Below are 23595 nucleotides of genomic sequence, written 5' to 3'. Positions count from 1 at the left end.
ACCGCTTATTCGATGCCGCGTTGGCGCGCAATCGGGATGAGTGGATGTTTCGGATGCGCCGCATGGGATCGCGCCCATGCAAGCAGTCGGGGCGTCCAATCGCCCGATTTCGCTCCAACCCTTCGGGTAAGTGCCTTGCCGGGCGGTCTGCGGCGTTGCGGCGCTTGTTGATAGCCGTGCTATCAACAGCGCACCGCGCCTTGCACCCCATCCCGGCAAGGCACTTGCGCGGCTTCGAATAAGCGGTAAACACGTTCTTTACCTCCCCACCAAGAAACGCGCACCCACCCACATCAGCAAGCGGCGGGTGAGCATGGACAACACCAGGTATACGGCCGTGGCCAGGATGAAGGCCTCGAACGCGCGGAAGGTGTTGCTGGAGATGAGGTTGGCGGCGTAGCTCAGCTCGGGCGTGGAGATCTGTCCACACACGGCTGAGCCCAGCATCACGATGATGATCTGGCTGACCATGGCGGGCCACACCTTTTGCAGCGCGGGCGGCAGCACCACACGCCGAAAGGTCTGGCCGGGCGTGAGTGCCAGGCTGTGTGCCGCTTCGATCTGTCCCCGCGGCGTGGCCTCGATGCCCGCGCGGATGATCTCGGCCGAATACGCGCCCAGGTTGATCACCATGGCCAGCACCGATGCGAACTCGGGCGAGAGCTTGAGCCCCAGCGCGGGCAGGCCGAAGAACAGGAAGAACAGCTGCACGATGAAGGGCGTGTTGCGCACCAGCTCCACATAGCTGGCCACGGCCCAGCGCAGCGCGGCGGGCCGGTGGCCCAGGTTGCGCGCCCGCGCCCAGGCGCAGGCCGTGCCCAGCAGCAGGCCCAGCACGGTGCCCACGATGGTGAGGCCCATGGTCCAGACCACGCCGCGCACCAGCAAAGGCCACGACGCGAAGACGGCAGAAAAATCGAGCGCAATCAGCATGCTTATGCCCTGCGGCGCTTGTCGCGCCGCAGGCCCTTGGGTTTCAGCAGTTCATCCGGTGCACAGCATCACAGGGGCAGGTCGCCCGCAGGGCGGCCGAGCCACTTGCTCGACAGCTTGTCGATGTCGCCGGACTTGCGCGCCTCGGCAATGATTTCGTTCACGCGCAGGCGCAGCTTGTCTTCGCCCTTGGCCACGCCGATGAAGTTGGGGCTGTCCTTGAGCAGCAGCTTGTATTCGGTGGCCAGGTTGGGGTTCTTGACCATGATGGTGCCGGCCGTCGATGCGCTGGTCGCAATCGCCTGCGTCTGGCCCGACACAAAGGCCGCAATGCTGGCGGCGTGGTCTTCAAAGCGCTTCACGTCCACGCCGGGGGGCGCAACCTTGGCCAGCTCCTGGTCTTCCATCGCGCCGCGCGTCACGGCCACCGTCTTGCCCGCCAGGTCGGCAAAGCTCTTGATGTTCAAGCTCTTGCTCGCAAACACGGCCTGGAAGAACGGCGCGTAGGCGGCCGTGAAATCGATCACCTTCTCGCGCTCGGGGTTCTTGCCCAGCGTGGAGATCACGAGGTCGGCCTTCTGCGTTTGCAGGTAGGGGATGCGGTTGGCGCTGGTCACGGGGATCAGCTCGACCTTCACACCCAGCTTGGCGCCGATGTAGTTGGCCATCTCCACGTCCAGGCCCTGGGGCTTGAGGTCGGTGCCGACAAAGCCGTAAGGCGGGTAGTCGGTGGGGATGGCGATCTTGATTTCCTTGGCCTTGAGGATGTTGTCCAGCGCGTTTTGCGCGTGGACGGCGGGCGCCATCAGGGCCGCTGCGAGGCCGGTGGCAGCAAGCACGCCCAGGGTCAGGCGGCGGGTGGACGAGGTGACGGTGCGGACGGTGGTCATAGCAGGGCTCCTAGGTAGGTGGATGCGTCGGCAGGTGCGTCTGGGTCAGACGCTGGGGGGATGGAACTCTTGGCGCCGCGGGGCTTGCGCGCGCGGGCTGGTGAAGTGGCTTGTGCAGGGCTCTTGCGCACCGGCGCCAGCGCGTCGCGCAGCCCGGCCAGCGGGTCGCTGCTGGCCTGCAGGCGCAGGGCCGACTGCACGGTGCCGATGTGCTCGGACATCAGTGCCTCGGCGCGGGCAATGTCGCCCGCCTCCAGCGCCTCGACGATGCGCACGTGGTCGGCACAGCTCTGCGCTGCATCGTGCGACGACTGGTAGAGCATGGCGATGAGCGTGGTGCGCGCCGTGAAGTCGCGCAGCGTGTCGGCCAGCAGGCTGTTGCCCAGGCATTCGGCCAGGCACACGTGGAAGTCGCCCAGTAGAAAGCTGCGCATGCCCACATCGGTGCCGGCCAGCGCGGCTTTTTCGCGCTGCAGGTGGCTTTTGAGCTGGCGCAGCGCCGCCTTGTCCACCACCTTGAGCTGGTGCAGCAAACCCAGTTCGATCACGCGGCGCGCCTCGAAAGCCTCGCGCGCTTCGTCCTGCGACGGCTCGATCACATACCAGCCACGCCGGGCGCTCACAGTGACGATGCCCCGCGTGGCGAGCCGCGTGAGCGCCTCGCGCACGATGGTGCGGCTGCAGTCGAACAGCATGGCCAGCTGCTGCTCGCCCAGGCGGGAGCCGGGCGCGAGCTTTTGCGCCATCACGGCTTCGATGATGCGGTTGCTGATCTCGGTGGCGGTGGTCATTGCCTGCGGTATCGCAGGTTCCGTGCCAACTGGTATACAAGCTGAATGCACCAGTCTGGCGCACGGCGGCTGTGCACCATGGGGGCAGCCTGCCCCGCAACGAGGCGCAGGGCTGCGCTAGACCGAACCAAAAGGATGCTGGCGCATGGATGTGGTGCAGCCCCCGGCGCCGGCGGGCCGCTCACTGCGTACGGCGCCCCAACGGCCGCAGAACGCTATCGCCTTTGCACAGAGGAAAGCAACAAAGCCCTCAGGGGCCGGCAAGCCGTTATGCGAGCCCGGCCAGGCGCAAGACCCAGGACGCCACCAGCCCGCCGCCCACTGCTGCCAACACCGCCGGGTGCCACCACGGCCAGCGCGCCACGCGGCGGCGGCCCTGGGCGCCTTCGACCACCGCCTGGCCCGCCAGCAGCACCAGCCACAACAACAACACCAGCGCACCCGGGCTGGCGGCCCAGGCGGCCGCCCAATCGCCTTGCACCAGGGCTGCACACGCATGCGTGCCGCCGCACAGCGGGCAAGGCATGCCCGTCAGCGCGCGAAACCCGCAGCCCAGGCCCAGCCCACCCCGCCCCAGCCACGATGGCGTGGCAGCCATGGCCAGGGGCCAGCCCAGGCCGAACGCCAGCCGCAGCCGCCGCGCGCTCCCATCCAGCGGCTGCCAGGCGGGCGTGCCGCCCACCGGCACCACGGCGGGTCCGGGGTCAGAGGGGAGGCAATGCGACCGGTTCATCGCCCACCAATTGGCGTGCCATGTAGTACGAGCCGATGGTGGACAGCGGCAGCGTCAGCAGCGCGCCCACCCAGCACAGCAGAAAACCCAGCGAGCCCACGATGCCCAGCACCAGCGAGCAGAAGAAGGCCGAGCCCAGGTTCTTGGTCACGATGCTCCAGGCCTGGCTGAAGGCAGCCACACCGTCGCGCTCACCGCGCGCCACGAGGAACAACGCCACCGGGGGCAGCGCCATGACAAGCAGGCCAGGGATGAAACACAGCATGAAGCCCAGCGACACCACCAGCGAGCTGATGAGCCCCGCCACAAACGCGGGCACAAAGTCATCAAAGCCCCGAAAGACATCGCCGATCTGCACCGCTTCGCCGCGCGTCTCGCGCTCGATCATGCGCATATAGCCCACCACCATGGGCCCGGCCAACAGGCCCGCGCTGATGCCGGCAACCACCATCACCAGCAAGGTACACACCACATGGGTGAGGACGTTTTTCTTGAAGGTGCCCCAGGCACCCGACAGGCAATCTCCCACATTGGCTGAAGCCATGGCCATCCCTCTCTCTGTAGTTGGTTGGTCGCGCACAGGCGCCGGCCCAGTGTAGCGAGCCAACTGCTGCTGCGGTACCCCCTGGCGAGGGATCCCAGTGAGCGGATCGCTACAGCACGCCCTCCCACAGCGAGAACCTCTCAGGCTGCGCGTGGGGCGCACAGAACAGTGTCTCACCCACATGCTCGACCGGCGGCTGTGCGCCGGCATACGGCGCCCATCCAGGGTTGCCATCCCGCGCAAACGCCACCCAGCGCTGCTGAAGCGCCTCGGACAGCGCAGCGGGCGGCGCGGGCCCTGCCAGCTCCTGCCCCGTGGGCGTGTGGAGATTGCCAAAGACAAACGGCAGCTCCACCCCGTGCGCTGCGCCCAGGCGCCCGCGCCACTGCGGCGAGGACCAGGTGAACTCATAGCCATGGGCGCTGCGGGCCCAGCGGCTGGCCAGCGCGGCAATGCGCTGCGCGGGCACGCGGTAGTAGTAGTCGGACTGCATCGCGCACAGCCACTCCCCGGGCGTTTGCTGCGCGGGCGGCAGCATGTGGCGCAGGGCCTCGGCGGCACTAGGGCTCAAACCCACATCCTGCGCAAAGGCATGGACCTGCGCCTCCGTCACCCGGTCGATGGCGCCGCCGGGCACGTGGTACAGGCGCATCTCCTGCGCGTTGCTGCCCACCAGCACCTGCAGGTCGGGCGGCTGGGCCGCCCACTGCTGCGCAAGCGCGTCCAGCGGCGGCGCGGTGAGCACCTGGCCATCGACCACGGGCCGCAGGGGAAAGAAGTTGCGCCCGCCCAGCCCGTGCTGTTGCCGCAGCGCAGGCTCGGACGCGAGCCGGTGCACGGCGCGCAGCACGGCGGTCTGCGGCGCTCCTCCCAATGCAGTCAAGGTGGGCTCCACCCCGGCCAGCGTGGCTACAGCGCGGCGCGCGGCGGCGGCTTCCTGCAAGGTCTGGCAGGCCACGCTGGGGCTTTGCAGAATGGCGCGCTGGAACAGCCCGCGCGATGCAGGCATGCCCATCAGGCAGGCCAAGGCCCCGGCACCGGCCGACTGGCCAAACACCGTGGTGCGCGTCGCATCGCCGCCCCAGGCGTGAATATGGTCGCGCACCCACTGCAGCGCCATGAGCAAGTCCAACAAGCCGCGATTGGCAGGCGCAGCCTGCTCCTCGCCCTCGAAGTGCAAAAACCCGTCAATGCCCAGCCGGTACTGCACCGACACCACCACCACGCCCCGCCGCACCAGTGCAGCGCCGTCGTACAGCGGCTCGCTGGCCGCGCCGCGAAAGAAGCCGCCGCCATGCACCCACACCATCACGGGCAAATGCACGCCGGGCTCGGCGGGCGGCGCCCACACGTTGACGGCCAGGCAGTCGTCGCCCCCCAGCATGGGCGCATCGGCACGCGCGGTGCGGGCCAGCTGGGGTGCCATGGGCGCGAACGCAGTGGCATCGCGCACGCCGGACCACGGCGAAACAGGCACCGGCGCCGCAAACCGCAGTGCGCTGCGTGGCGCCTGTGCGTAGGGCATGCCACGGAATACGCGCACGCCCTCCTCCCACAGGCCGCGCAGCTGCCCGCCGTGGGCCAGCGTGACCAGGGGCTCCGCAGTGCCCACAGTCATTCCGTGGCAAGGCCCAGCTTGTCGATCAGTGGGCGCCACACGGCCGCATCGCGGGCCGCCCAAGCGCGTGCATCGGCGGGCGCTGTGGCGGTGAGCGTGACGTTCATGGCTTCGAGGCGGGACTTGTACTGCGCATCGCCGCCCCGGCATTTCTCTGTGGCGGCATTGAGCCGGTTCAGCAACTCAGGCGGCGTGCCGGCCTTGGCCACCACGGCAATCCACGCGGGCCGCGCCAGGTCGCTGGCAGCGGGCAGGGCCTCGGCGATGGTGGGCACATCGGGCAGCAAGGGCGAGCGCTGCGCACCAAACAGCGCCAGCGGCACCAGCTTGCCCGCCTTGACCTGTGCGGCCGCCGTGCCAATCACCAGCGTCATCGCATGGATCTGCTGGCCCATGAGCGCGGTAAGGCCTGCACCCTCGCCCACAAAGGGCACATGGGTGCCGGGCACGCCCAGCTTTTCGACGAGCGCAGAGGTCAGCAGGTGCGCTGGGCTGCCCTTGCCCGGCGAACCGAAGTTGATACCGCCCGGCGTGGAGCGCGCCAGCTTCTGCAGATCCGCCAGGCTGGCAATGCCCTGCCCTGCGGGCACAGCCAGCACCAGCGGTGACGTGCCCAGCACAGCCACGCCGTCAAAGTCGCGCAGCGGATCGTAAGGCTGCTGCTTGTAGACATAGGGCGTGATGGTCATCTGCGACATGCCGATGCTCAGCAGGTTGTAGCCATCTGCGGGCTGGGCCTTGAGGTAGTTGACGGCCAGGATGCCGTTGGCCCCGGGCTTGTTCTGCACCACCACGGGCTGGCCCAGCTCGCGCGCGGCGCAATCAGCCCACACGCGAGTCATCGCGTCCGAGCCGCTACCCGGCGGCTGCTGAGCGATGAGCTGGATGGGCTTGGCCGGGTAGGCTGCGGGCTGCTGTGCCAGGGCGCTGCCGGCCAGACAGGCGAGTGCGGCCAGTGCAACCGTGCGTGGAACGCGCGTGAATGCTGAGGTCATGGTGTGTCTCCTGGTGATTTTTTTCGATGGATGTACGCGTTGTGTGGCGTGCAGGCGGGAGATGCCGCACACCACAACAAGCAGACAAATGGGGGATCAGCGGCGGCGTGTGCGCGCCTTTGGAGGCACAGCAGCGGCTTCGCACCGGGCGGCAATCCAGTCGGCCAGGCAGGACAGTTGCGCCTGCTGGGCAGCATCGGGCACGGTGGGCGGTGCAGACTGTAGTGCGGGTGCAAACAACTGCAGCAGCCCGAGCCCGCGCAGCGACGACAGCACCAGGCCCAGCAGGCCATCGCGGTCGGGCTCTGCCGCCAGTTCGGGGAAGGCGCCGAAGAAGCCTTCGTGCATGCGCGCCTGCACGCTCTGGCGCAGCTCCGCAATGTGGCCCAGCACTTCGGGCTGGTTGCGGCAGCCCAGGTAAATGTTCCACGCCACGATAAAGCGCGGCTGCGCATAGACCAGGCTCCACACCGCCTGCACGAACTGTGTGGCCCGTTCGCGCGCAGGCAGCGCGGCGCTGGGCCAGAATTCGCCGGAGCGCACGGTGGACTCGATCAGCTCGCTCAGCACATTCATCATCAGCACCGCCTTTGACTCAAAGTGGTGCTGCACCGCCCCCGAGGTCATGCCCGCCGACTTGGCCAGCTCGTGGATGGACATCTCCTCCAGGCTGCGGTGCTGGATCACGTCGATGGCCGTGGCAATCAGGTGCTGGCGCGTGGCGGCACTGCGCTCGGCATGGGTACGGCGCGTCCCGGCCTTGGGGGAAACACGGTGGTTCATGGCGCTTTCACAATATACATTTCAAACGTAATGTATTTATGCAGACGCAGACTCACAAGCCCGTGAATACCCGCATCCCCACCCGGGCTCAAGCTGGGCGAGCCAGGACCTGTCCACGGGGCCGAACCTAGAATGCTTCTCACTGACCGCACCCACCGGAGACACACACCATGAACGCCCCCACCGCTGCTGCCCACCTGCTGCCCGAAATCCAACTGCGCGACGTGCCCCAGGCCCTCATCGATGCACTGCAGGCCCGCTTCGGCGCGCAGTGTTCGCTGGCCCAGGCCGTGCGCGAGCAGCACGGGCGCGACGAAGGCTCGCTGCAGGCCCCGCCACCCAGCGCCGTGGTGTTTGCCGAAAACACGCAGGACGTGGCCGATGCGGTGAAGCTGGCCAGCCAGTACGGCGTGCCCGTGATCCCCTACGGCGCGGGCTCGTCGCTCGAAGGCCATCTGCTGGCCGTGCAAGGCGGCATCAGCATTGACGTGAGCCGCATGAACCAGGTGCTCAGCATCAACGCCGAAGACCTCACGGTGACCGTGCAGCCCGGCATCACGCGCAAGGCCTTGAACGAGGCCATCAAGGACACCGGCCTGTTCTTCCCCATCGACCCCGGCGCCGACGCCAGCATCGGCGGCATGTGCGCCACGCGTGCCAGCGGCACCAACGCCGTGCGCTACGGCACCATGCGCGAGAACGTGCTGGCGCTGGAGGTGGTCACCGCCAGCGGCGAAGTCATCCACACCGGCACCCGCGCCAAGAAGAGCAGCGCGGGCTACGACCTCACGCGCCTGATGGTGGGCAGCGAAGGCACGCTGGGCATCATGACCGAGATCACCGTACGCCTGTACCCGCTGCCCGAAGCGGTGAGCGCTGCGATCTGCTCCTTCCCCAGCATCGAAGCGGCCGTGCGCACCACCATCCAGATCATCCAGATCGGTGTGCCGATTGCGCGCGTGGAACTCATCGACCACCACACGGTGCGCATGGTGAACGCGCACAGCAAGCTGACCCTGCGCGAGGAACCCATGCTGCTCATGGAGTTCCACGGCTCGCCCGCCAGCGTGAAGGAACAGGCCGAGATGGTGCAAGACATTGCCAGCGAATTTGGCGGCCAGGCCTTTGAATGGGCGAGCACCCCCGAAGAACGCACCCGCCTGTGGACCGCCCGGCACAACGCCTACTTCGCCGCCGTGCAAAGCCGCCCCGGCTGCCGCGCCATCAGCACCGACACCTGCGTCCCCATCAGCCGCCTGGCCGACTGCCTGCTCGAATCGGTGGATGAGGTGGAAGCCAGCGGCATCCCCTACTTCCTTGTCGGCCACGTGGGCGATGGCAACTTCCACTTCGGCTACCTCATCGACCCGAACAGCGCTGAAGAACGCACCAAGGCCGAGGCCATGAACCACACCCTGGTGGCCCGGGCGCTGAGCATGGGCGGCACCTGCACGGGTGAGCATGGTGTGGGCATCCACAAGATGGGCTTTTTGCTGGACGAAACCGGCACAGGCGCGGTGGACATGATGCGCGCCATCAAGCGCGCGCTGGACCCGAAGAACATCCTGAATCCGGGGAAGATTTTCACCCTGTGATTGCTACTTTTTCAATAGCAATAAATTCAATATCAATAGGCGGAAGCGGCCATTTTTACTGAGATTCTGACAGGCCTCTGCGGGCGCGGAGTGCCTGGGCAGTACGCCTGCTGCTGCCACCCCGTTGTCAGCAACATCGCCTACCCTGCGCCCTTCCCGCAGCCCTCACACATGCGCCATGGCCACACGTTCTGTCCCTGCACTGCTTGAAGACATTCGCTTTCTCGGCGAAACCCAGTACGCCATCGTGCAGGCCGTGCGCGCCCTGGTGCTGCAGCCGCCTTTTGAGGCACCCACGGAAGAGGTGAAGTACGGCGGCATTCTGTTTGCTGCGCAGGGGGTGTCGTTCTGCGGCGTGTTCGCCTACCAGGGGCATGTGTCGGTGGAGTTCGGGCAGGGCGCGCGCATCAGCGACCCCTTCGGCCACCTGGAGGGGGCGGGCAAGGGGCGCAGGCACCTGAAGCTGCGCTCTATCGACGACCTGGTGAACAAGCAACTGGCGCAGTACCTGCCACTGGCGCTGGAAGCAGCGCGGGCAAACATCTAGGATGAGGATGCTGCTGCACGCTTGCAGCGGTACAGGCGGCGGCGTATCGCAGAGCTGACCCCTCAATCACCCAGAACACGGTTTCCCCATGCGCATCGCCTTCGTCTCCGACATCCACGGCAACCTCGCGGCCCTTGAAGCCGTGGCGGCGGACATTGCGCGCCGGGGCGCCGACCGCGTGGTGAACCTGGGCGACAACCTCTCGGGACCGCTGTTGCCACGCGAGACGGCGCAGTGGCTCATGGCGTCGGACTGGCTCTCGCTGGCGGGCAACCACGAACGCCAGGTGCTGCAGCTGCGCCCAGGCCACGGTGGTGCATCGGACCAGTACGCGCATGCGCAGCTCACCGAGGCGGAGTTCACCTGGATGCGCAGCCTGACCCACACCCTGCGCCTGGACGAAGACATGCTGCTGTGCCACGGCTCGCCGCGCAGCGACCATGAATACCTGCTCGAAACGCTGGACGGCTCCACGGTGCGCGCCGCCACCCCGGCCGAGATCGACGAGCGCCTGTCGGGCCAATACGCCCCGCTGATTGCCTGCGGCCACACCCATGTGCCGCGCCAGGTGCGTCTGGGAGCGGGCGTTTTGCTGGTCAACCCCGGCAGCGTGGGCCTGCAGGCCTACAGTGACGACCACCCAGTGGCCCACAAGGTAGAGAACGGCACGCCGGATGCCTGTTACGCGATCGCGGAGCGGTCGGCGCAAGGCTGGCAGGTGGCGCACCACCGGGTGCCTTACGACCACGAACCCATGGCGCTGCTGGCACAACGGGATGGACGGCCCGAATGGGCCCACGCGCTGCGCACGGGCTACATGCCGGTGTGAGCGCCTGTTTGCGATCTCGCAGGGGTCGCAAACAGGCTGCTGGGACCTGCGCGCGGTCAGCCATGCACCACGCGGGAATCAGCGGGCGCCTGTGCCCGGTCGTTCATGCCGTAGTCACGCACCACCGCCGCCACGCGCAGCCGGTAGTCGGCAAACACATGGTCGCGCCCGGCCGCCTGGGTGCTGCGGTGCGCCTCTTGCTGGCGCCAGCGGGCCACGGCCTCCTCGTCGCGCCAGAAGGACAGCGACAGCAGCTTGCCGGGCTCGCTCAGGCTTTCAAAGCGCTCGATGGAAACGAAGCCGTCCACCTGCTCCAGCACCGGACGCAACGCTGCGGCCGCGCCCAGATAGGCGTCCTGCTGGCCGGGCGCAGGCGTGACCTCGAAGATCACCGCCATCATGTGGTGGCCCCCTGTGGGTGGGCGGGCAGGCCCAGTGTGCCTTCCACCCCCTGGGTGAAGCTGCGCTCCTCGCGCAGGATGAAACGCTTCTTCTGCGCCAGCGCGAAGTTGGCGCGGCCTTCGGGGTCGGCGCGCAGGCGCGCGCGGTAGGCCTCGTAGGCGGCCAGCGAGTCAAAGCCGATCAGGCCCCAGGCCTCGTAATTGCTGCCTTCATGCGGCAGAAAGTAGCCCAGCAGGTGGCCGCCGCAGCGGGGAATGATCTGGCCCCAGCGGCGCGCGTATTCGGCAAACGCGTCGCGCTGGAAGGGGTCGATCTCGTAGCGGATGAAGCAGGTAATCATGGGGTTCCAAAGTCTGGGATTGGCAAGGGCTTCACGATAGGCCGTTGACGGGCAGAGATGGTTCGCCCAAGATCGAACCATGAAAGACGGCCCCCACATCGCGCGCATTGCCGCGCTCATCGGCGACAGCGCACGCGCCGAAGTCCTCACCGCCCTGATGGCGGACCGCGCGCTCACGGCCACCGAGCTGGCCGATGTTGCAGGCGTGACCAAGCAGACCATCAGCGCCCACCTCGCCAAGCTGCTGGATGCCGGCCTGATCGCCGTGGAAAGCCAGGGCCGCCACCGCTATTTCCGGCTGGCAGACCGCGATGTGGCGCACCTGCTGGAGTCGCTGATGAACGTGGCGTTTCGCGCCGGTGCCGTGCGGCTGCGCGCCAGCCCCCGGGAGCCTGCGCTGCGCCGCGCGCGCATGTGCTACGACCACCTGGCGGGCGAGGTGGGCGTGCAGTTTTATGAAGCACTGGTGCACCAGGGCATGCTGCAGGCCACACCCCAGGGGGCGGCCATCACACCCGCTGGCGCGCAGTGGTTTGCGCACGTGGGTATCGACACGTCCACGCTGGCGCAGCAGCGGCGCATGGTGTGCCGCCCCTGCCTGGATTGGAGCGAGCGCCGCCACCATCTGGGCGGCGCCCTGGGCGCGGCGCTGCTGCAACGCCTGTTCGACGGGGGATGGGCCCACCGCGCACAGGGCTCGCGCGTGGTGCACTTCACTCCCAAGGGCGAGCTGGCGCTGCGCCAGTGGCTGGCCACCGACCCGGATGCCGAGCACCACCGCGCCGCACAAGGCCCCGCACCATGCTGAAAACACTGCTGCTTTTCATCGCCACGGCCCTCGCCGAAATCGTGGGCTGCTACCTGCCCTGGCTGTGGCTCAAGCACGGCAAGCCCCTGTGGCTGCTGCTGCCTGCGGCCGTGAGCCTGGCGCTGTTTGCCTGGCTGCTCACGCTGCACGACACGGAGGGCGCAGGCCGTGTGTATGCGGCCTACGGCGGTGTCTACATCGGGGTGGCGCTCGCCTGGCTGTGGGCGGTGGATGGCATCCGCCCCACGCCATGGGATGTGGCGGGGGTACTGGTGGCGCTGGCGGGCATGGCGATCATCATGCTGCAGCCGATGAAATGAATACACCCCCTGAGTCGCCTTTGGCGCCTCCCCCCCAGGGGGACGCACCCGGTGGCCCGGCAAAGCCGGTTCCACGGGTGCGCTGGCATGGGTCGCGCCAGCTTCGAAGGCTGCGGCGCCAAAGGGCTCAATTCACCTTGATCAGCCGCCAATCGATGCGGTTGTCCGGCCGCTGCACCAGCTCCACGTTTTTCTTCATGGCCCAGGCCAGCATCTGGTTGTGCAGGGGGATGTTGGCCACGGTGTCGTTCTGCAGTTGCAGGCCTTCGGTCAGCAGGCGGTTGCGCACGGGCTGGTCGGTCTCGGTTTTCACGCGGTCCACGATGTAGTCCATGCGCTCGTTGCTGTAGCGGCCCAGGTTGTAGTTGCCGTCTCCGCCCGTGGTCTTGGTGCGGGTGAGCGACTGCAGGGTGTACAGCGCGTCGAACGTGGGCACGCCCCAGCTGAGCAGGGCAATGCTGGCCTCGTGCCGCTGGGCCATGGGGTAGTAGGTGACCGAGGGCAACGTGCGCAGCTTGGCTTTCACGCCGATGCGCGACCACATCGAGGTGATGGCCTGGCACAGCTCCTCGTCCTGGATGATGGCGTTGTTGCTGCAGGCAAAGTCCACCTCAAAGCCATCCTTGTAGCCCGCCTCGGCCAGCAGCGCCTTGGCGGCATTGGGGTCGTAGGGCAGGCGCTTGTCTGCGGCATCGGTCCAGCCGTTGACCAGCGGCGACACGATGGCCCCGGTGGGCTTGGACATGCCCCGCATGGTCACGCGCTGCAGCGTGGCACTGTCGATGGCCTGGTAGAGCGCCTTGCGCACGCGCAGGTCCTTGAGCGGGTTCTTGCCCTTGATGTTGCCGCCAGGCAGCTCGTCGCGGAACTGGTCCATGGCCAGGTACACGGTGCGGTTCTCCACCATCTCCATGACCTTGAGGTTGGGGTGGGCCTTGAGGCGCCCCAGGTCCTGGATGCTGGTGTCGCGCACCATGTCCACCTCGCCCGACAGCAGTGCGGCAATGCGTGTGGCCTCGGACTTGATGGGGGTGAAGGTGATCTCGGTCACATTGCCTTCGGTCTTGCCTGCGTTCCACCAGTTGGGGTTGGCAGTGAACACGATCTTCTGGTCAGGCACCCATTCCTTGAGCATGAAGGGGCCGGTGCCCATCGCGTTGCGGTGGGAGTAGGTTTCGTCCTTGGACTTGATGTCCTTGGGTTCGACCGCGTTGTGTTTTTCGGCCCAGGCCTTGCTCATCACGCGCAGCTCGGTGAGCTGGTTCAGGATCACCGGGTTGGGGTTCTTCAGGAAGATATCGATGGTCTCGCCATCCACCTTGGCGATGCGGTCCATGCCCTGGGTGTAGATGGAGTAGGTAGACGTCTTGCTCATGGCGCGCTGCAGCGAAAAGACCACGTCATCGGCGGTCATGGCCGAGCCATCGCTGAACTTCACACCCTGGCGCAGCTTGACGCGCAACTGCGTGGGGCTGACCTGCTGCCACGACGTGGCCAGCAGCGGCTCGACCTTGAGGGTGCGGCTGTTGAACATGACCAGCGACTCGTACACGGCCGCATGGATGCCGTTGCCCAAAGCGCTGTTCTGCGAATGGATGTCCATGCTCTGGATATCGGTGGAGCCTGCCCACTTGAACGGTTTTGCCGACACGGTGGGAGCAACGGTTGCCAGGGCCAGGGTGGCGGCCGCCAGCAGAGAACGGTTGAATCGCATGACGTGATTTCCTTGGTGAAATAGGAGAACCGGCAATATGCAGCAGGAAACAGGCCAGCCCAAGCCCCCACGCGCCATGTGTGGCACAGGCGATGCAAGCCCGTATCCGGACCGATTGCGCACCAGGCGCGGCTGGGATAAAGAGGCCGGCAGCGCCCGTGCAAGCTACTGCGCCGGTTGCACCGGGTAGCGCACGCCATCGCGCGCCGTGCCCACCTGCAGCAGGTTGATCACGCCCATCACGTCATCCACCAGCTGCACCGCTTTCTCCAGCGCCTCGGCCTGGGCTTGCGACTGCACGCAGCCCATCAACGTGACCAGCCGCCGTTCGCCCAGCACCCACACGCTGGTGTCGCCAAAACGGCCGTCCTCGCGGATGTAGCGCTGCACGCGCGGGATGATCTCGGCGTCGTAGAGGTAGGAGTTGGGCAGGCGGCACCGCCCCACGCGGTGGCAGCTGCCGCCGTGCTGCGATCGCACATGCGCCAGCTCGCGCACCTCGGCTTCGGTGTAGAGCGGGCCTTCGGGCACGGGGCAGTGCGGGACGGCGCTGGTGACCTGAACGAAGGGGTCGTTGAAGGCGTTGGTGCGCGCCTGCGGGGATGCCCCCTCCTGGGCGCTGGCCGACGACACCGCGAACGCGGCCAGCAGGGGCAGGAGCCCACCCCGGCACCAGCCCGAATCGACACAATGCATGCAGAGCCCTCCTCTCCTTGTGAACCCGCAACGCTGCAGGATGCAATTGCTATTAAATAAGTAACACACAAGCATCCACGGACGCGCGGAGACGGCCATTTTCTTCCATATTTTTACCGGCGCGCGACGGATATCCCAAGTCGCACCTCGGCTTTGGCGGGGCACCTACGATCCCACCCACATGCACCGCAACGACCTCATCGTCCACCGACCCGAAGGCCTGTATTGCCCAGCGGGAGATTTCTACATCGACCCCTGGCGGCCGGTGGAGCGGGCCGTGATCACACACGCCCATTCGGACCACGCACGCATGGGCTCGGCCCACTACCTGGCGCACGAAAGCAGCGCGGGCACGCTGCGCAACCGGCTGGGCGCGGGCATTGATCTGCAGACGCTGGGCTATGGCGAGGTCATCGACCACCATGGTGTGCGGGTGTCGCTGCACCCGGCCGGGCATGTGCTGGGCTCGGCCCAAGTGCGCGTCGAACATGGCGGCCAGGTGTGGGTGGCCTCGGGCGACTACAAGCTCGAAAACGATGGCACCTGCCCGCCGTTTGAGCCCGTGCGCTGCCACACCTTCATCACCGAATCGACCTTTGGCCTGCCCATCTACCGCTGGCCGTCGCAGCACGCGCTGTTTGCCGACATCAATGCCTGGTGGGCAGCCAACGCAGCGGCGGGCAAGGCCAGCGTGCTGTATGCGTATGCCTTTGGCAAAGCGCAGCGACTGCTGCATGGCGTGGATGCCAGCATCGGGCCCATCGTGGTGCATGGGGCGGTGGAACCGCTCAACGCCGTGTACCGCGCGGCGGGCGTGGGCCTGCCGCCCACGCGGCGTGTGACGGACCCGGGCCTGACCAAGGCGGACCTGAAACGCGCACTGGTGCTGGCCCCGCCCTCGGCAGCGGGCACACCCTGGCTCAAGCGGTTTGGCGAACACTCCGACGCGTTTGCCAGCGGCTGGATGCTGGTGCGCGGCGCACGCCGCCGCCGGGGGGTGGACCGGGGCTTTGTGATGAGCGACCACGCCGACTGGCCGAGCCTGCAGAAAGCCATTGGCGCCACGGGCGCGGAGCGCGTCATCGTGACCCATGGCAACACGGCCGTGATGGTGCGCTGGCTGTGCGAGCAGGGGCTGGACGCCCAGGTGTTTGCCACCGAATACGGCGCCGATGACAACGAGGACGATGCGGGCGCTGTGCCCGAACCAGGCAGCGAGTCCGCACCCGAGGCGACTGCATGAAGGCCTTTGCCCAGCTGTTTCTGGCGCTCGACGCCACCACCGCGCAGTCGGCGAAGCTCGCGGCGCTGGTGGCATACCTCCGCGTGGCGCCACCCGCCGATGCGGCCTGGGCGACATATTTCCTCGCAGGCGGCAAGCCGCGCCAGATGGTGCCCACCAAGCGCCTGAAAGCGCTGGCACAAGAGGCCGCCGGCCTGCCCGAATGGCTGTTTGAAGAGAGCTATCAAGCCGTGGGCGACCTGGCCGAAACCCTGGCGCTGCTGCTGCCCCCGCCTGCCCAACCCGCCGAGCTGGCATTGGCCGAATGGATGGCCCAGCTGCTGCCCCTGCGCGCCCTGCCTCCCGATGAGGCCGACGCCGGCCTGCGCACGCAATGGAACAAGCTGGCGCCCGAGCAGCGCTTTGTGTACTTCAAGCTCATCACCGGCAACTTCCGCGTGGGCGTGTCGCGCCTGCAGGTCACGCAGGCGCTGGCCACAGTGAGCGCGCTGGACCCCAAGCGCATCGCGCACCGGCTGATGGGCTACACGCAGATCGGCCGGCAGCCGCAGGCCAGCGACTACCAGGCGCTGATCGCGCCGGTGGACGACGATGCCAATACGCCGGATGCTGCCGATGCGGGCCAGCCCTATCCCTTCTTTTTGGCCCACCCGTTCAACCAGCCAGTGGCCGAAATGCCTGCACTGCTGGGAACGCCCGGCGACTGGCTGGTGGAATGGAAGTGGGACGGCATCCGCGCGCAGATCGTGCGGCGCGCGGGCGCGGTGTGGGTCTGGTCGCGCGGGGAGGAGCTGGTGACCGACCGCTTCCCCGAACTGGCCGAGGCCGCGATGGCGCAGGTGCCCAACGGCACGGTGGTCGATGGCGAGATCCTGGTGTGGTTGCCGGGCGAGCCCCAGCCCCGCCCCTTTGCCGACCTGCAAAAGCGCCTGGGCCGCAAGACCCTGGGCCCGAAGCTGCTGCGCGAACTGCCCGTGGTGCTGGTGGCCTACGACCTGCTCGAACACGCCGGGCAAGACCTGCGCCAAGAGCCGCAGCAGGCGCGGCGCACGCTGCTGGAGGCCACGCTGCAACCACCTGACGACACCACCATCGCACCCGCACCGCACAAGACCCTGCGCTTGAGCACCCTGCTGCACGGCCCCGACTGGGCCGACCTCGCGCGCCAGCGCGAGGCCGCGCGCAGCATGGGCACCGAGGGCTTCATGCTCAAGCACCGCAGCGCGCAGTACGGCGTGGGCCGTACCAAGGATGTGGGCGTGTGGTGGAAGTGGAAGATCGACCCCATGAGCGTGGACGCGGTGCTCATCTACGCCCAGCGCGGCCACGGCCGCCGTGCCAGCCTGTACACCGACTACACCTTTGCCGTGTGGACCGGACCGCAGGACGACCCGGAGCGCCAGCTCGTGCCGTTTGCCAAGGCCTATTCGGGCCTGACAGATGCCGAGATTGCGCAGGTGGACGCCATCATCCGCAAGACCACGCGCGAGAGCTTTGGGCCGGTGCGCAGCGTGGACGCAACGCTGGTGTTTGAGCTGGGCTTCGAGGGCATCGCAAAGAGCCCACGCCACAAGAGCGGCATTGCCGTGCGCTTTCCGCGCATGCTGCGCTGGCGGCAGGACAAACCCGTGGCCGAGGCCGATACCCTGCAGACGCTGATGGCACTGCTGCCCGGGCAGGACGTTGCGGCATGAGCACCACCCACCGCCCGCGCAAACCCCTGCCCACGGTGGCACCGAGTGCCGCAGCCGCCTGGATGGCGGCGCGGGGCTGGCAGCCCTTTGGCTTCCAGCACGACGTGTGGCGCGCGATGGGCGAGGGCCGCTCGGGCCTGCTGCACGCCACCACGGGCTCGGGCAAGACCTATGCGGTGTGGCTGGGCGCGCTGCAGCACCTGGCCCCACTCCCAGCCGTTCGGGCTGAGCCTGTCGAAGCCGAGGCCCACACCGCTGCCAGCTCTTTGACAGGCTCAGGGCGAACGGTTCAAGAGGCTGCCGCCGCACCACCGAATGAGCCCATGCACGCCCGAGCGCGCCGCGCTGCGGCACCGCCGCTCACCGTGCTGTGGATCACGCCCATGCGCGCCTTGGCTACCGATTCGCTGCGCGCCCTGCAGGCACCGTTGCCCGACCTGGCCCCTACCTGGACCAGCGGCCTGCGCACCGGCGACACCGCCAGCGGCGAGCGCGCCGCGCAGGACCGCCGCCTGCCCACGCTGCTGGTAACCACGCCCGAAAGCGTCTCGCTGCTGCTGGCCCGCGCCGATGCGCGCGAGCGCCTGGCCAGCGTGCGCCTGGTGGTGGTGGACGAGTGGCACGAGCTGGTGGGCAACAAGCGCGGCGTGCAAGTGCAGCTGGCGCTGGCGCGCCTGTCGGGCTGGAACCCGGCGCTGCAGGTGTGGGGCATGTCGGCCACGCTGGGCAACCTGGAGGAGGCCCTGCACACATTGCTACCTGCATCAGTGCCCGGCGCGCCGCAACCACCGCCCGCCACGCTGGTGCAGGGCCGCATCGACAAGCGGCTGGAGGTGCAGGTGATGCTGCCCGCGCGGGCCGACCGCTTTGCGTGGGCGGGCCACATGGGGCTGAGCCTGCTGCCGCAGGTGGTGCAGTCGATCGAAGCGGCCGCGTCCACCTTGGTGTTCACCAACACCCGCTCACAAGCCGAGCGCTGGTACCAGGCGTTGCTGGAGGCGCGGCCCGACTGGGCGGGCACCATCGCGCTGCACCATGGGTCGCTGGGGCATGAGGTGCGCGACTGGGTGGAGCAAGGCCTCAAGGCCGGGCAGCTCAAGGCCGTGGTGTGTACGTCCAGCCTGGACCTGGGTGTGGACTTTTTGCCGGTGGAGCAGGTGCTGCAAATCGGCTCGGCCAAGGGCGTGGCGCGGCTGGTGCAGCGCGCGGGCCGCTCGGGCCATGCGCCGGGGCGCAGTTCCAGCATCACCCTGGTGCCCACGCACAGCCTGGAGCTGGTGGAGGCTGCCGCCGCGCGCCACGCGCTGGCGCAGGGCCGCATCGAAGACCGGCACACGCCGCGTGCACCGCTCGACGTGCTGGTGCAGCACCTGGTCACCGTGGCGCTGGGCGGCGGCTTTGTGCCCGATGCGCTGCTGGCCGAGGTGCGCCGCGCCCCGGCCTACGCTGCTTTGACTGACAACGACTGGCAGTGGGCGCTGCAGTTCGTGCGCCAGGGTGGCGCGTCGCTGGCCACCTACCCGGACTTTCACCGCGTGGTGCCAGACGACGAGGGCGTGTGGCGCGTGCCCGATGCGCGCCTGGCGCGCCGCCACCGCAGCAACATCGGCACCATCGTGAGCGACGCCGCCATGCAGGTGCAGTTTGTGAGCGGCGGGCGCCTGGGCTCGGTGGAAGAAAGCTTTATCGCGCGACTGCGCAAGGGCGATGTGTTCATGTTTGCAGGCCGCCTGCTGGAGCTGGTGCGCACCCAGCAAATGACGGCCTATGTGCGCATCGCCCCCAAGGGCAGCGCCGCCCTGCCGCGCTGGAGCGGCGGGCGCATGCCGCTGTCGAACACGCTGGCCGATGCGATGCTCGAGCAGCTGGCGCAGGCCGAGCGCGGCGAGTTCTCCACGCCCGAGATGCGCTGCGCCCAACCGCTGCTGGCGCTGCAGCAGGCGTGGTCGGCCCTCCCCACACCCAGCCGCCTGGTGGCCGAGACCCGGCACACCCGCGAGGGATGGCACCTGTACCTGTACCCGCTGGCGGGCCGCCTGGTGCACCTGGGCCTGGCCGGGCTGCTGGGCTGGCGCGCGTCGCAGCAGGTGCCCAACACCTTCTCCATCGCGGTCAACGACTACGGGCTGGAGCTGCTGTCGGCCAAGCCGGTGGACTGGACCACACTGCTGCCGCGCCTGATAGGCGAAGGCACGCACACAACCATCGGCAGCGGGCTCGAAGACGAAGTGCTGGCCAGCCTGAACGCCACCGAGATGGCGCGCCGGCGCTTCCGCGAGATCGCGCGCATTGCCGGACTCATCTTTCAAAGCCACCCCGGCGAGCAGCGCAGCAGCCGCCAGCTGCAGGCCTCGTCGTCGCTGTATTACGACGTGTTTGCGCAGTACGACCCGGGCAACCTGCTGCTGGCCCAGGCCCGTGCCGAGCTGCTGACCAACGAACTGGACATGGACCGCCTGGCGCACACACTGCGCGACATGCAGGCACAGACCCTGTCCATCCACGCGCTGAAACGCCCCACCCCATTCGCCCTGCCGCTGATGGTGGAGCGCTTTCGCGAGCGCCTGAGCACCGAGACCCTGGCCGACCGGTTGGCGCGCATGGTGCAGGCGCTGGAGCAGGCGGCCGATGCCACCACGGGCACCCACCTTGCGCAGCACGCCGCGCAGCCCACGGACATGGTGTGGGACGTTCCTGAGAACACCAGCAACCGCACACAGCGCGCGCGCCGGGAAACGGCTGGGAACGCCCCCCGCCGCACCCGCAAACGCCCCGGACTCTGAGCACGATGACCACGTTGCCCGTCAGCGCCCACGCATCCCCCACAGGCGCGCACGCCATCACCCTGCCCTGCGGCACCGCGCTGCAGCTACTGCCCCAGCGCGCCCTGTGGTGGCCCGCCGCGCGCAGGGTGCTGGTGGCCGATGTGCATTTCGGCAAGGCAGCCACCTTCCGCCGCGCGGGGCAGCCGGTGCCCCATGGCACCACGGCCGACAACCTGGCGCGGCTCGATGCGGTGCTCACTGCCACCGGCGCCAACCACCTGGTGTTTCTGGGCGACTTTTTGCACGCACGCAGCGGCGCGGCCGATGCGCTGTGGCAGCAGTTGCTCCCCTGGCGCCAGCGCCATGCGCATGTGGCGATGACCCTGGTGCGCGGCAACCATGACCTACATGCGGGCGACCCGCCCACCGCACTGGCGATGGCGCTGGTCAACGAGCCCTGGCGGCCTTGCGCCGATGTGCCGGTACTGGCCTGCCACCACCCGCAGGCGGTGGCGGGCCACACGGTGCTCGCGGGGCACCTGCACCCCACGCTGCGGCTGCGCGGCCCGGCGCGGGATGTGCTGCGGGCGCCCTGTTTTGGCTGGGGCGATGGGCAGCTGGTCCTGCCCGCCTTCGGCGCCTTCACCGGTACGGCGCCCGACACGTTGCCCGGGCACTGGGCACGGTTTGCCATCCTGCCCGGCCGCGTGATGGCCGTTCCCTGAGGGTTTTCACAGGGTCTTTGAGGGGGTGGCGCGCAGGCGCCAAGGCGGTCAAACTGCAGGGGGCCGCAGGGTGATTACCACTTATTTGGTGAAAAAAGATGCCCTGGGCTTATGATAATTTTGCATTGTGAGATTCGATTGCAAAAACAGGGGTCCCAGACAGCCCCGAGCAAGGAGAATCAGAGAGCATCCGCGTTTGGCCCCGCTGTGACCCAGCCGGGGGCATTTACATACTCTGTTTCGTGAGACAAGCCATGACGACCCAGCAACCCACCATCATCTACACCCTGACCGACGAGGCACCCCGTCTGGCCACGGCTTCCTTCCTGCCCCTGATCCGCACGTTCGCCGCGCCAGCGGGCATCAACGTGGTGGAGTCCGACATCTCGGTGGCCGCCCGCGTTCTGGGTGAGTTTCCCGAGTTCCTGAAGGAAGAGCAGCGCGCACCCAACACCCTGGCCGAGCTGGGCAAGAAGACGCTGCAGCCCGATGCCAACATCATCAAGCTGCCCAACATCAGCGCATCGGTCTCCCAGCTCAAGGCGGCCATCGCCGAGCTGCAGTCCAAGGGCTACGCCCTGCCCGACTACCCCGACCAGCCCAAGGACGACAAAGAGAAAGAGATCAAGGCCCGCTACGGCAAGTGCATCGGCTCGGCCGTGAACCCCGTGCTGCGCGAAGGCAACTCCGACCGCCGCGCGCCCAAGGCCGTGAAGGAATACGCGCGCAAGAACCCGCATTCCATGGGCGAATGGAGCCAGGCATCGCGCAGCCACGTCTCGCACATGCACCACGGCGACTTCTACCACGGCGAAAAGTCCATGACCCTGGACCGCGCCCGTGATGTGAAGATGGAGCTGATCACCAAGAGCGGCAAGACCATCATCCTGAAGCCCAAGGTCAGCCTGCTCGACCGCGAAGTGATCGACAGCATGTTCATGAGCAAGAAGGCGCTGCTGGAGTTCTACGAGAAGGAAATCGAAGACGCGCGCAAGACGGGCGTGATGTTCTCGCTCCACGTGAAGGCCACGATGATGAAGGTGTCGCACCCCATCGTGTTCGGCCACTGCGTGCGCATCTTCTACAAGGACGCGTTCGCCAAACATGCCAAGACCTTTGACGAGCTGGGCGTGAACGTGAACAACGGCATGGTCGATCTGTACAGCAAGATCGAAACCCTGCCGCAAAGCCAGCGCGACGAGATCAAGCGCGACCTGCACGCCTGCCACGAGCACCGCCCCGAGCTGGCCATGGTGGACTCGGCCAAGGGCATCACCAACTTCCACTCGCCCAACGACATCATCGTGGACGCGTCCATGCCCGCGATGATCCGCAACAGCGGCAAGATGTGGGACGCCAACGGCCGCCTGAAGGACGTGAAGGCCGTGATGCCCGAATCGACCTTCGCCCGCATCTACCAGGAGATCATCAACTTCTGCAAGTGGCACGGCGCGTTCGACCCCAAGACCATGGGCACGGTGCCCAACGTGGGCCTGATGGCCCAGCAGGCCGAAGAGTACGGCTCGCACGACAAGACCTTCGAGATCGCCGAAGACGGCGTGGCCAACATCACCGACCTGGCCACGGGCGAAGTGCTGCTGTCCCAGAACGTGGAAGCCGGCGATATCTGGCGCATGTGCCAGGTCAAGGACGCCGCGATCCGCGACTGGGTGAAGCTGGCCGTCAACCGCGCCCGCAACTCCGGCATGCCCGTGGTGTTCTGGCTCGACTCGTACCGCCCACACGAAGCGCAGCTGATCACCAAGGTCAAGATGTACCTGCACGAGCACAACACCACCGGCCTGGACATCCAGATCATGAGCCAGGTGCGTGCGATGCGCTACACGCTGGAGCGCGTGATCCGCGGCCTGGACACCATCAGCGCCACCGGCAACATCCTGCGCGACTACCTGACCGACCTGTTCCCCATCATGGAACTGGGCACCTCGGCCAAGATGCTGTCCATCGTGCCGCTGATGGCGGGTGGCGGCATGTACGAAACCGGCGCGGGCGGCTCGGCCCCCAAGCATGTGCAGCAGCTGGTGGAAGAAAACCACCTGCGCTGGGATTCGCTGGGTGAGTTCCTGGCGCTGGCCGTGTCGCTGGAAGACCTGGGCCTGAAGACGGGCAATGCCAAGGCCAAGATCCTGGCCCAGACGCTGGACGCCGCCACGGGCAAGCTGCTGGACAACAACAAGAACCCCTCGCCCAAGACCGGCCAGCTGGACAACCGTGGCAGCCAGTTCTACCTGGCCATGTACTGGGCCCAGGAACTGGCCGCGCAAACGGCAGATGCCGACCTGGCCGCCAAGTTTGCGCCCCTGGCCAAGCTGCTCACCGCGAACGAGCAGAAGATCGTGGACGAGCTGAACGCCGTGCAGGGCCAGCCCACCGACATCGGTGGCTACTACATGCCCGACGTCGCCAAGCTGGATGCCGTGATGCGCCCCAGCAAGACGCTGAACGACGCACTCAGCACGGTGAAGTAAGCCGTGGCGTGAGCCGCTGGGTTGCTGAGCGCCTGAGCTTGCGAAAGGCGCGCAGCACCTGCGCGGAGGGAGCGCCGGTGGATTTCAGGCATCAAAAAGGCCTCCACCGCGCGACCATCAAGCGAATGCAGCTATATATTT

The 23595-nt window shown here is 67.5% G+C and carries 22 protein-coding genes; 10 read left to right on the top strand and 12 right to left on the bottom strand.

The annotated features are described in order from the left end of the window. Positions 1–258: 258 nt before the first annotated feature. The 8 genes from ACSQ3O_RS00670 to ACSQ3O_RS00635 form a co-directional block, all read right to left on the bottom strand. Positions 259–933 (bottom strand): amino acid ABC transporter permease, encoded by a 675-nt coding sequence (locus tag ACSQ3O_RS00670; protein WP_436137494.1) that lies wholly within the window; start codon positions 931–933, stop codon positions 259–261. A gap of 68 nt (positions 934–1001) precedes the next feature. Continuing rightward, positions 1002–1823, bottom strand: a complete 822-nt coding sequence (locus ACSQ3O_RS00665) for a transporter substrate-binding domain-containing protein (RefSeq protein WP_436137493.1) — start codon at positions 1821–1823, stop codon at positions 1002–1004. Beyond that, positions 1820–2614, bottom strand: a complete 795-nt coding sequence (locus ACSQ3O_RS00660; RefSeq protein WP_436137492.1) for a GntR family transcriptional regulator — start codon at positions 2612–2614, stop codon at positions 1820–1822. The genes ACSQ3O_RS00665 and ACSQ3O_RS00660 overlap by 4 nt, the downstream gene beginning before the upstream one ends. A gap of 268 nt (positions 2615–2882) precedes the next feature. Beyond that, a complete protein-coding gene (locus ACSQ3O_RS00655) occupies positions 2883–3347 on the bottom strand; it encodes a DUF2752 domain-containing protein (protein WP_436137491.1) in 465 nt (154 codons plus the stop codon). Further along, the gene (locus ACSQ3O_RS00650) at positions 3319–3891 is read right to left on the bottom strand and encodes a hypothetical protein (protein ID WP_436137490.1); all 573 of its coding nucleotides are present in this window, start codon (positions 3889–3891) and stop codon (positions 3319–3321) included. Before ACSQ3O_RS00650 ends, ACSQ3O_RS00655 begins: the two co-directional genes overlap by 29 nt. A gap of 109 nt (positions 3892–4000) precedes the next feature. Continuing rightward, positions 4001–5509, bottom strand: coding sequence for a carboxylesterase/lipase family protein (locus ACSQ3O_RS00645; RefSeq protein WP_436137489.1), 1509 nt, complete (start codon positions 5507–5509; stop codon positions 4001–4003). Further along, positions 5506–6504 (bottom strand): Bug family tripartite tricarboxylate transporter substrate binding protein, encoded by a 999-nt coding sequence (locus tag ACSQ3O_RS00640; RefSeq protein ID WP_298451411.1) that lies wholly within the window; start codon positions 6502–6504, stop codon positions 5506–5508. Before ACSQ3O_RS00640 ends, ACSQ3O_RS00645 begins: the two co-directional genes overlap by 4 nt. Before the next feature lie 96 nt (positions 6505–6600). Then, entirely contained in the window at positions 6601–7287 is a 687-nt protein-coding gene (locus tag ACSQ3O_RS00635; RefSeq protein ID WP_436137488.1) for a TetR/AcrR family transcriptional regulator, read from the bottom strand. Between the two features lie 170 nt (positions 7288–7457). Between ACSQ3O_RS00635 and ACSQ3O_RS00630 the strand changes: the two genes are divergently transcribed. The 3 genes from ACSQ3O_RS00630 to ACSQ3O_RS00620 all read left to right on the top strand — a co-directional run bounded on the left by ACSQ3O_RS00630 (position 7458) and on the right by ACSQ3O_RS00620 (position 10258). Continuing rightward, positions 7458–8882 carry an FAD-binding oxidoreductase gene (locus ACSQ3O_RS00630; RefSeq protein WP_298451405.1) on the top strand — a complete coding sequence of 475 codons (1425 nt, stop codon included), beginning with the start codon at positions 7458–7460 and terminating at the stop codon, positions 8880–8882. Positions 8883–9060: 178 nt separating this feature from the next. Further along, positions 9061–9429, top strand: coding sequence for a DUF1801 domain-containing protein (locus ACSQ3O_RS00625; protein WP_436137487.1), 369 nt, complete (start codon positions 9061–9063; stop codon positions 9427–9429). 88 nt (positions 9430–9517) lie between these two features. Then, positions 9518–10258, top strand: coding sequence for a metallophosphoesterase family protein (locus ACSQ3O_RS00620; protein ID WP_436137486.1), 741 nt, complete (start codon positions 9518–9520; stop codon positions 10256–10258). A gap of 56 nt (positions 10259–10314) precedes the next feature. On the opposite strand, the gene ACSQ3O_RS00615 is transcribed toward ACSQ3O_RS00620, so the two are convergent. After that, entirely contained in the window at positions 10315–10659 is a 345-nt protein-coding gene (locus tag ACSQ3O_RS00615; RefSeq protein WP_436137485.1) for an antibiotic biosynthesis monooxygenase family protein, read from the bottom strand. Next, positions 10656–11000 (bottom strand): NIPSNAP family protein, encoded by a 345-nt coding sequence (locus ACSQ3O_RS00610; RefSeq protein ID WP_137747353.1) that lies wholly within the window; start codon positions 10998–11000, stop codon positions 10656–10658. The genes ACSQ3O_RS00615 and ACSQ3O_RS00610 overlap by 4 nt, the downstream gene beginning before the upstream one ends. 79 nt (positions 11001–11079) lie before the next feature. Between ACSQ3O_RS00610 and ACSQ3O_RS00605 the strand changes: the two genes are divergently transcribed. Further along, on the top strand, positions 11080–11808 hold the full coding sequence (locus ACSQ3O_RS00605) for an ArsR/SmtB family transcription factor (protein WP_436137484.1): 729 nt from the start codon (positions 11080–11082) through the stop codon (positions 11806–11808). Next, positions 11802–12128, top strand: a complete 327-nt coding sequence (locus ACSQ3O_RS00600; protein WP_436137483.1) for a YnfA family protein — start codon at positions 11802–11804, stop codon at positions 12126–12128. The genes ACSQ3O_RS00605 and ACSQ3O_RS00600 overlap by 7 nt, the downstream gene beginning before the upstream one ends. 127 nt (positions 12129–12255) lie before the next feature. On the opposite strand, the gene ACSQ3O_RS00595 is transcribed toward ACSQ3O_RS00600, so the two are convergent. Together ACSQ3O_RS00595 and ACSQ3O_RS00590 are read right to left on the bottom strand one after the other, a co-directional pair. Continuing rightward, entirely contained in the window at positions 12256–13842 is a 1587-nt protein-coding gene (locus ACSQ3O_RS00595; RefSeq protein WP_436137482.1) for an ABC transporter substrate-binding protein, read from the bottom strand. A gap of 165 nt (positions 13843–14007) precedes the next feature. Next, positions 14008–14538 (bottom strand): BON domain-containing protein, encoded by a 531-nt coding sequence (locus tag ACSQ3O_RS00590; RefSeq protein WP_436137481.1) that lies wholly within the window; start codon positions 14536–14538, stop codon positions 14008–14010. A 181-nt stretch (positions 14539–14719) separates the two neighbouring features. On the opposite strand from ACSQ3O_RS00590, the gene ACSQ3O_RS00585 reads away from it, so the two are divergent. The 5 genes from ACSQ3O_RS00585 (at position 14720) to ACSQ3O_RS00565 (ending at position 23454) form a co-directional block, all read left to right on the top strand. Next, entirely contained in the window at positions 14720–15781 is a 1062-nt protein-coding gene (locus ACSQ3O_RS00585) for a ligase-associated DNA damage response exonuclease (RefSeq protein ID WP_436137480.1), read from the top strand. After that, the gene (locus ACSQ3O_RS00580; protein ID WP_436137479.1) at positions 15778–17475 is read left to right on the top strand and encodes an ATP-dependent DNA ligase; all 1698 of its coding nucleotides are present in this window, start codon (positions 15778–15780) and stop codon (positions 17473–17475) included. The genes ACSQ3O_RS00585 and ACSQ3O_RS00580 overlap by 4 nt, the downstream gene beginning before the upstream one ends. Further along, positions 17472–20258 (top strand): ligase-associated DNA damage response DEXH box helicase, encoded by a 2787-nt coding sequence (locus ACSQ3O_RS00575; protein WP_436137478.1) that lies wholly within the window; start codon positions 17472–17474, stop codon positions 20256–20258. The genes ACSQ3O_RS00580 and ACSQ3O_RS00575 overlap by 4 nt, the downstream gene beginning before the upstream one ends. A 5-nt stretch (positions 20259–20263) precedes the next feature. Beyond that, on the top strand, positions 20264–20965 hold the full coding sequence (gene pdeM, locus ACSQ3O_RS00570) for a ligase-associated DNA damage response endonuclease PdeM (protein ID WP_436137477.1): 702 nt from the start codon (positions 20264–20266) through the stop codon (positions 20963–20965). Positions 20966–21219: 254 nt separating this feature from the next. Next, positions 21220–23454 carry an NADP-dependent isocitrate dehydrogenase gene (locus ACSQ3O_RS00565; RefSeq protein WP_137747359.1) on the top strand — a complete coding sequence of 745 codons (2235 nt, stop codon included), beginning with the start codon at positions 21220–21222 and terminating at the stop codon, positions 23452–23454. Positions 23455–23595: the final 141 nt, after the last annotated feature.

It is taken from the genome of Acidovorax sp. LjRoot74 (assembly GCF_964254355.1).
Classification (GTDB): domain Bacteria; phylum Pseudomonadota; class Gammaproteobacteria; order Burkholderiales; family Burkholderiaceae_C; genus Acidovorax.
This window is presented reverse-complemented; position numbering and strand designations above follow the sequence as displayed.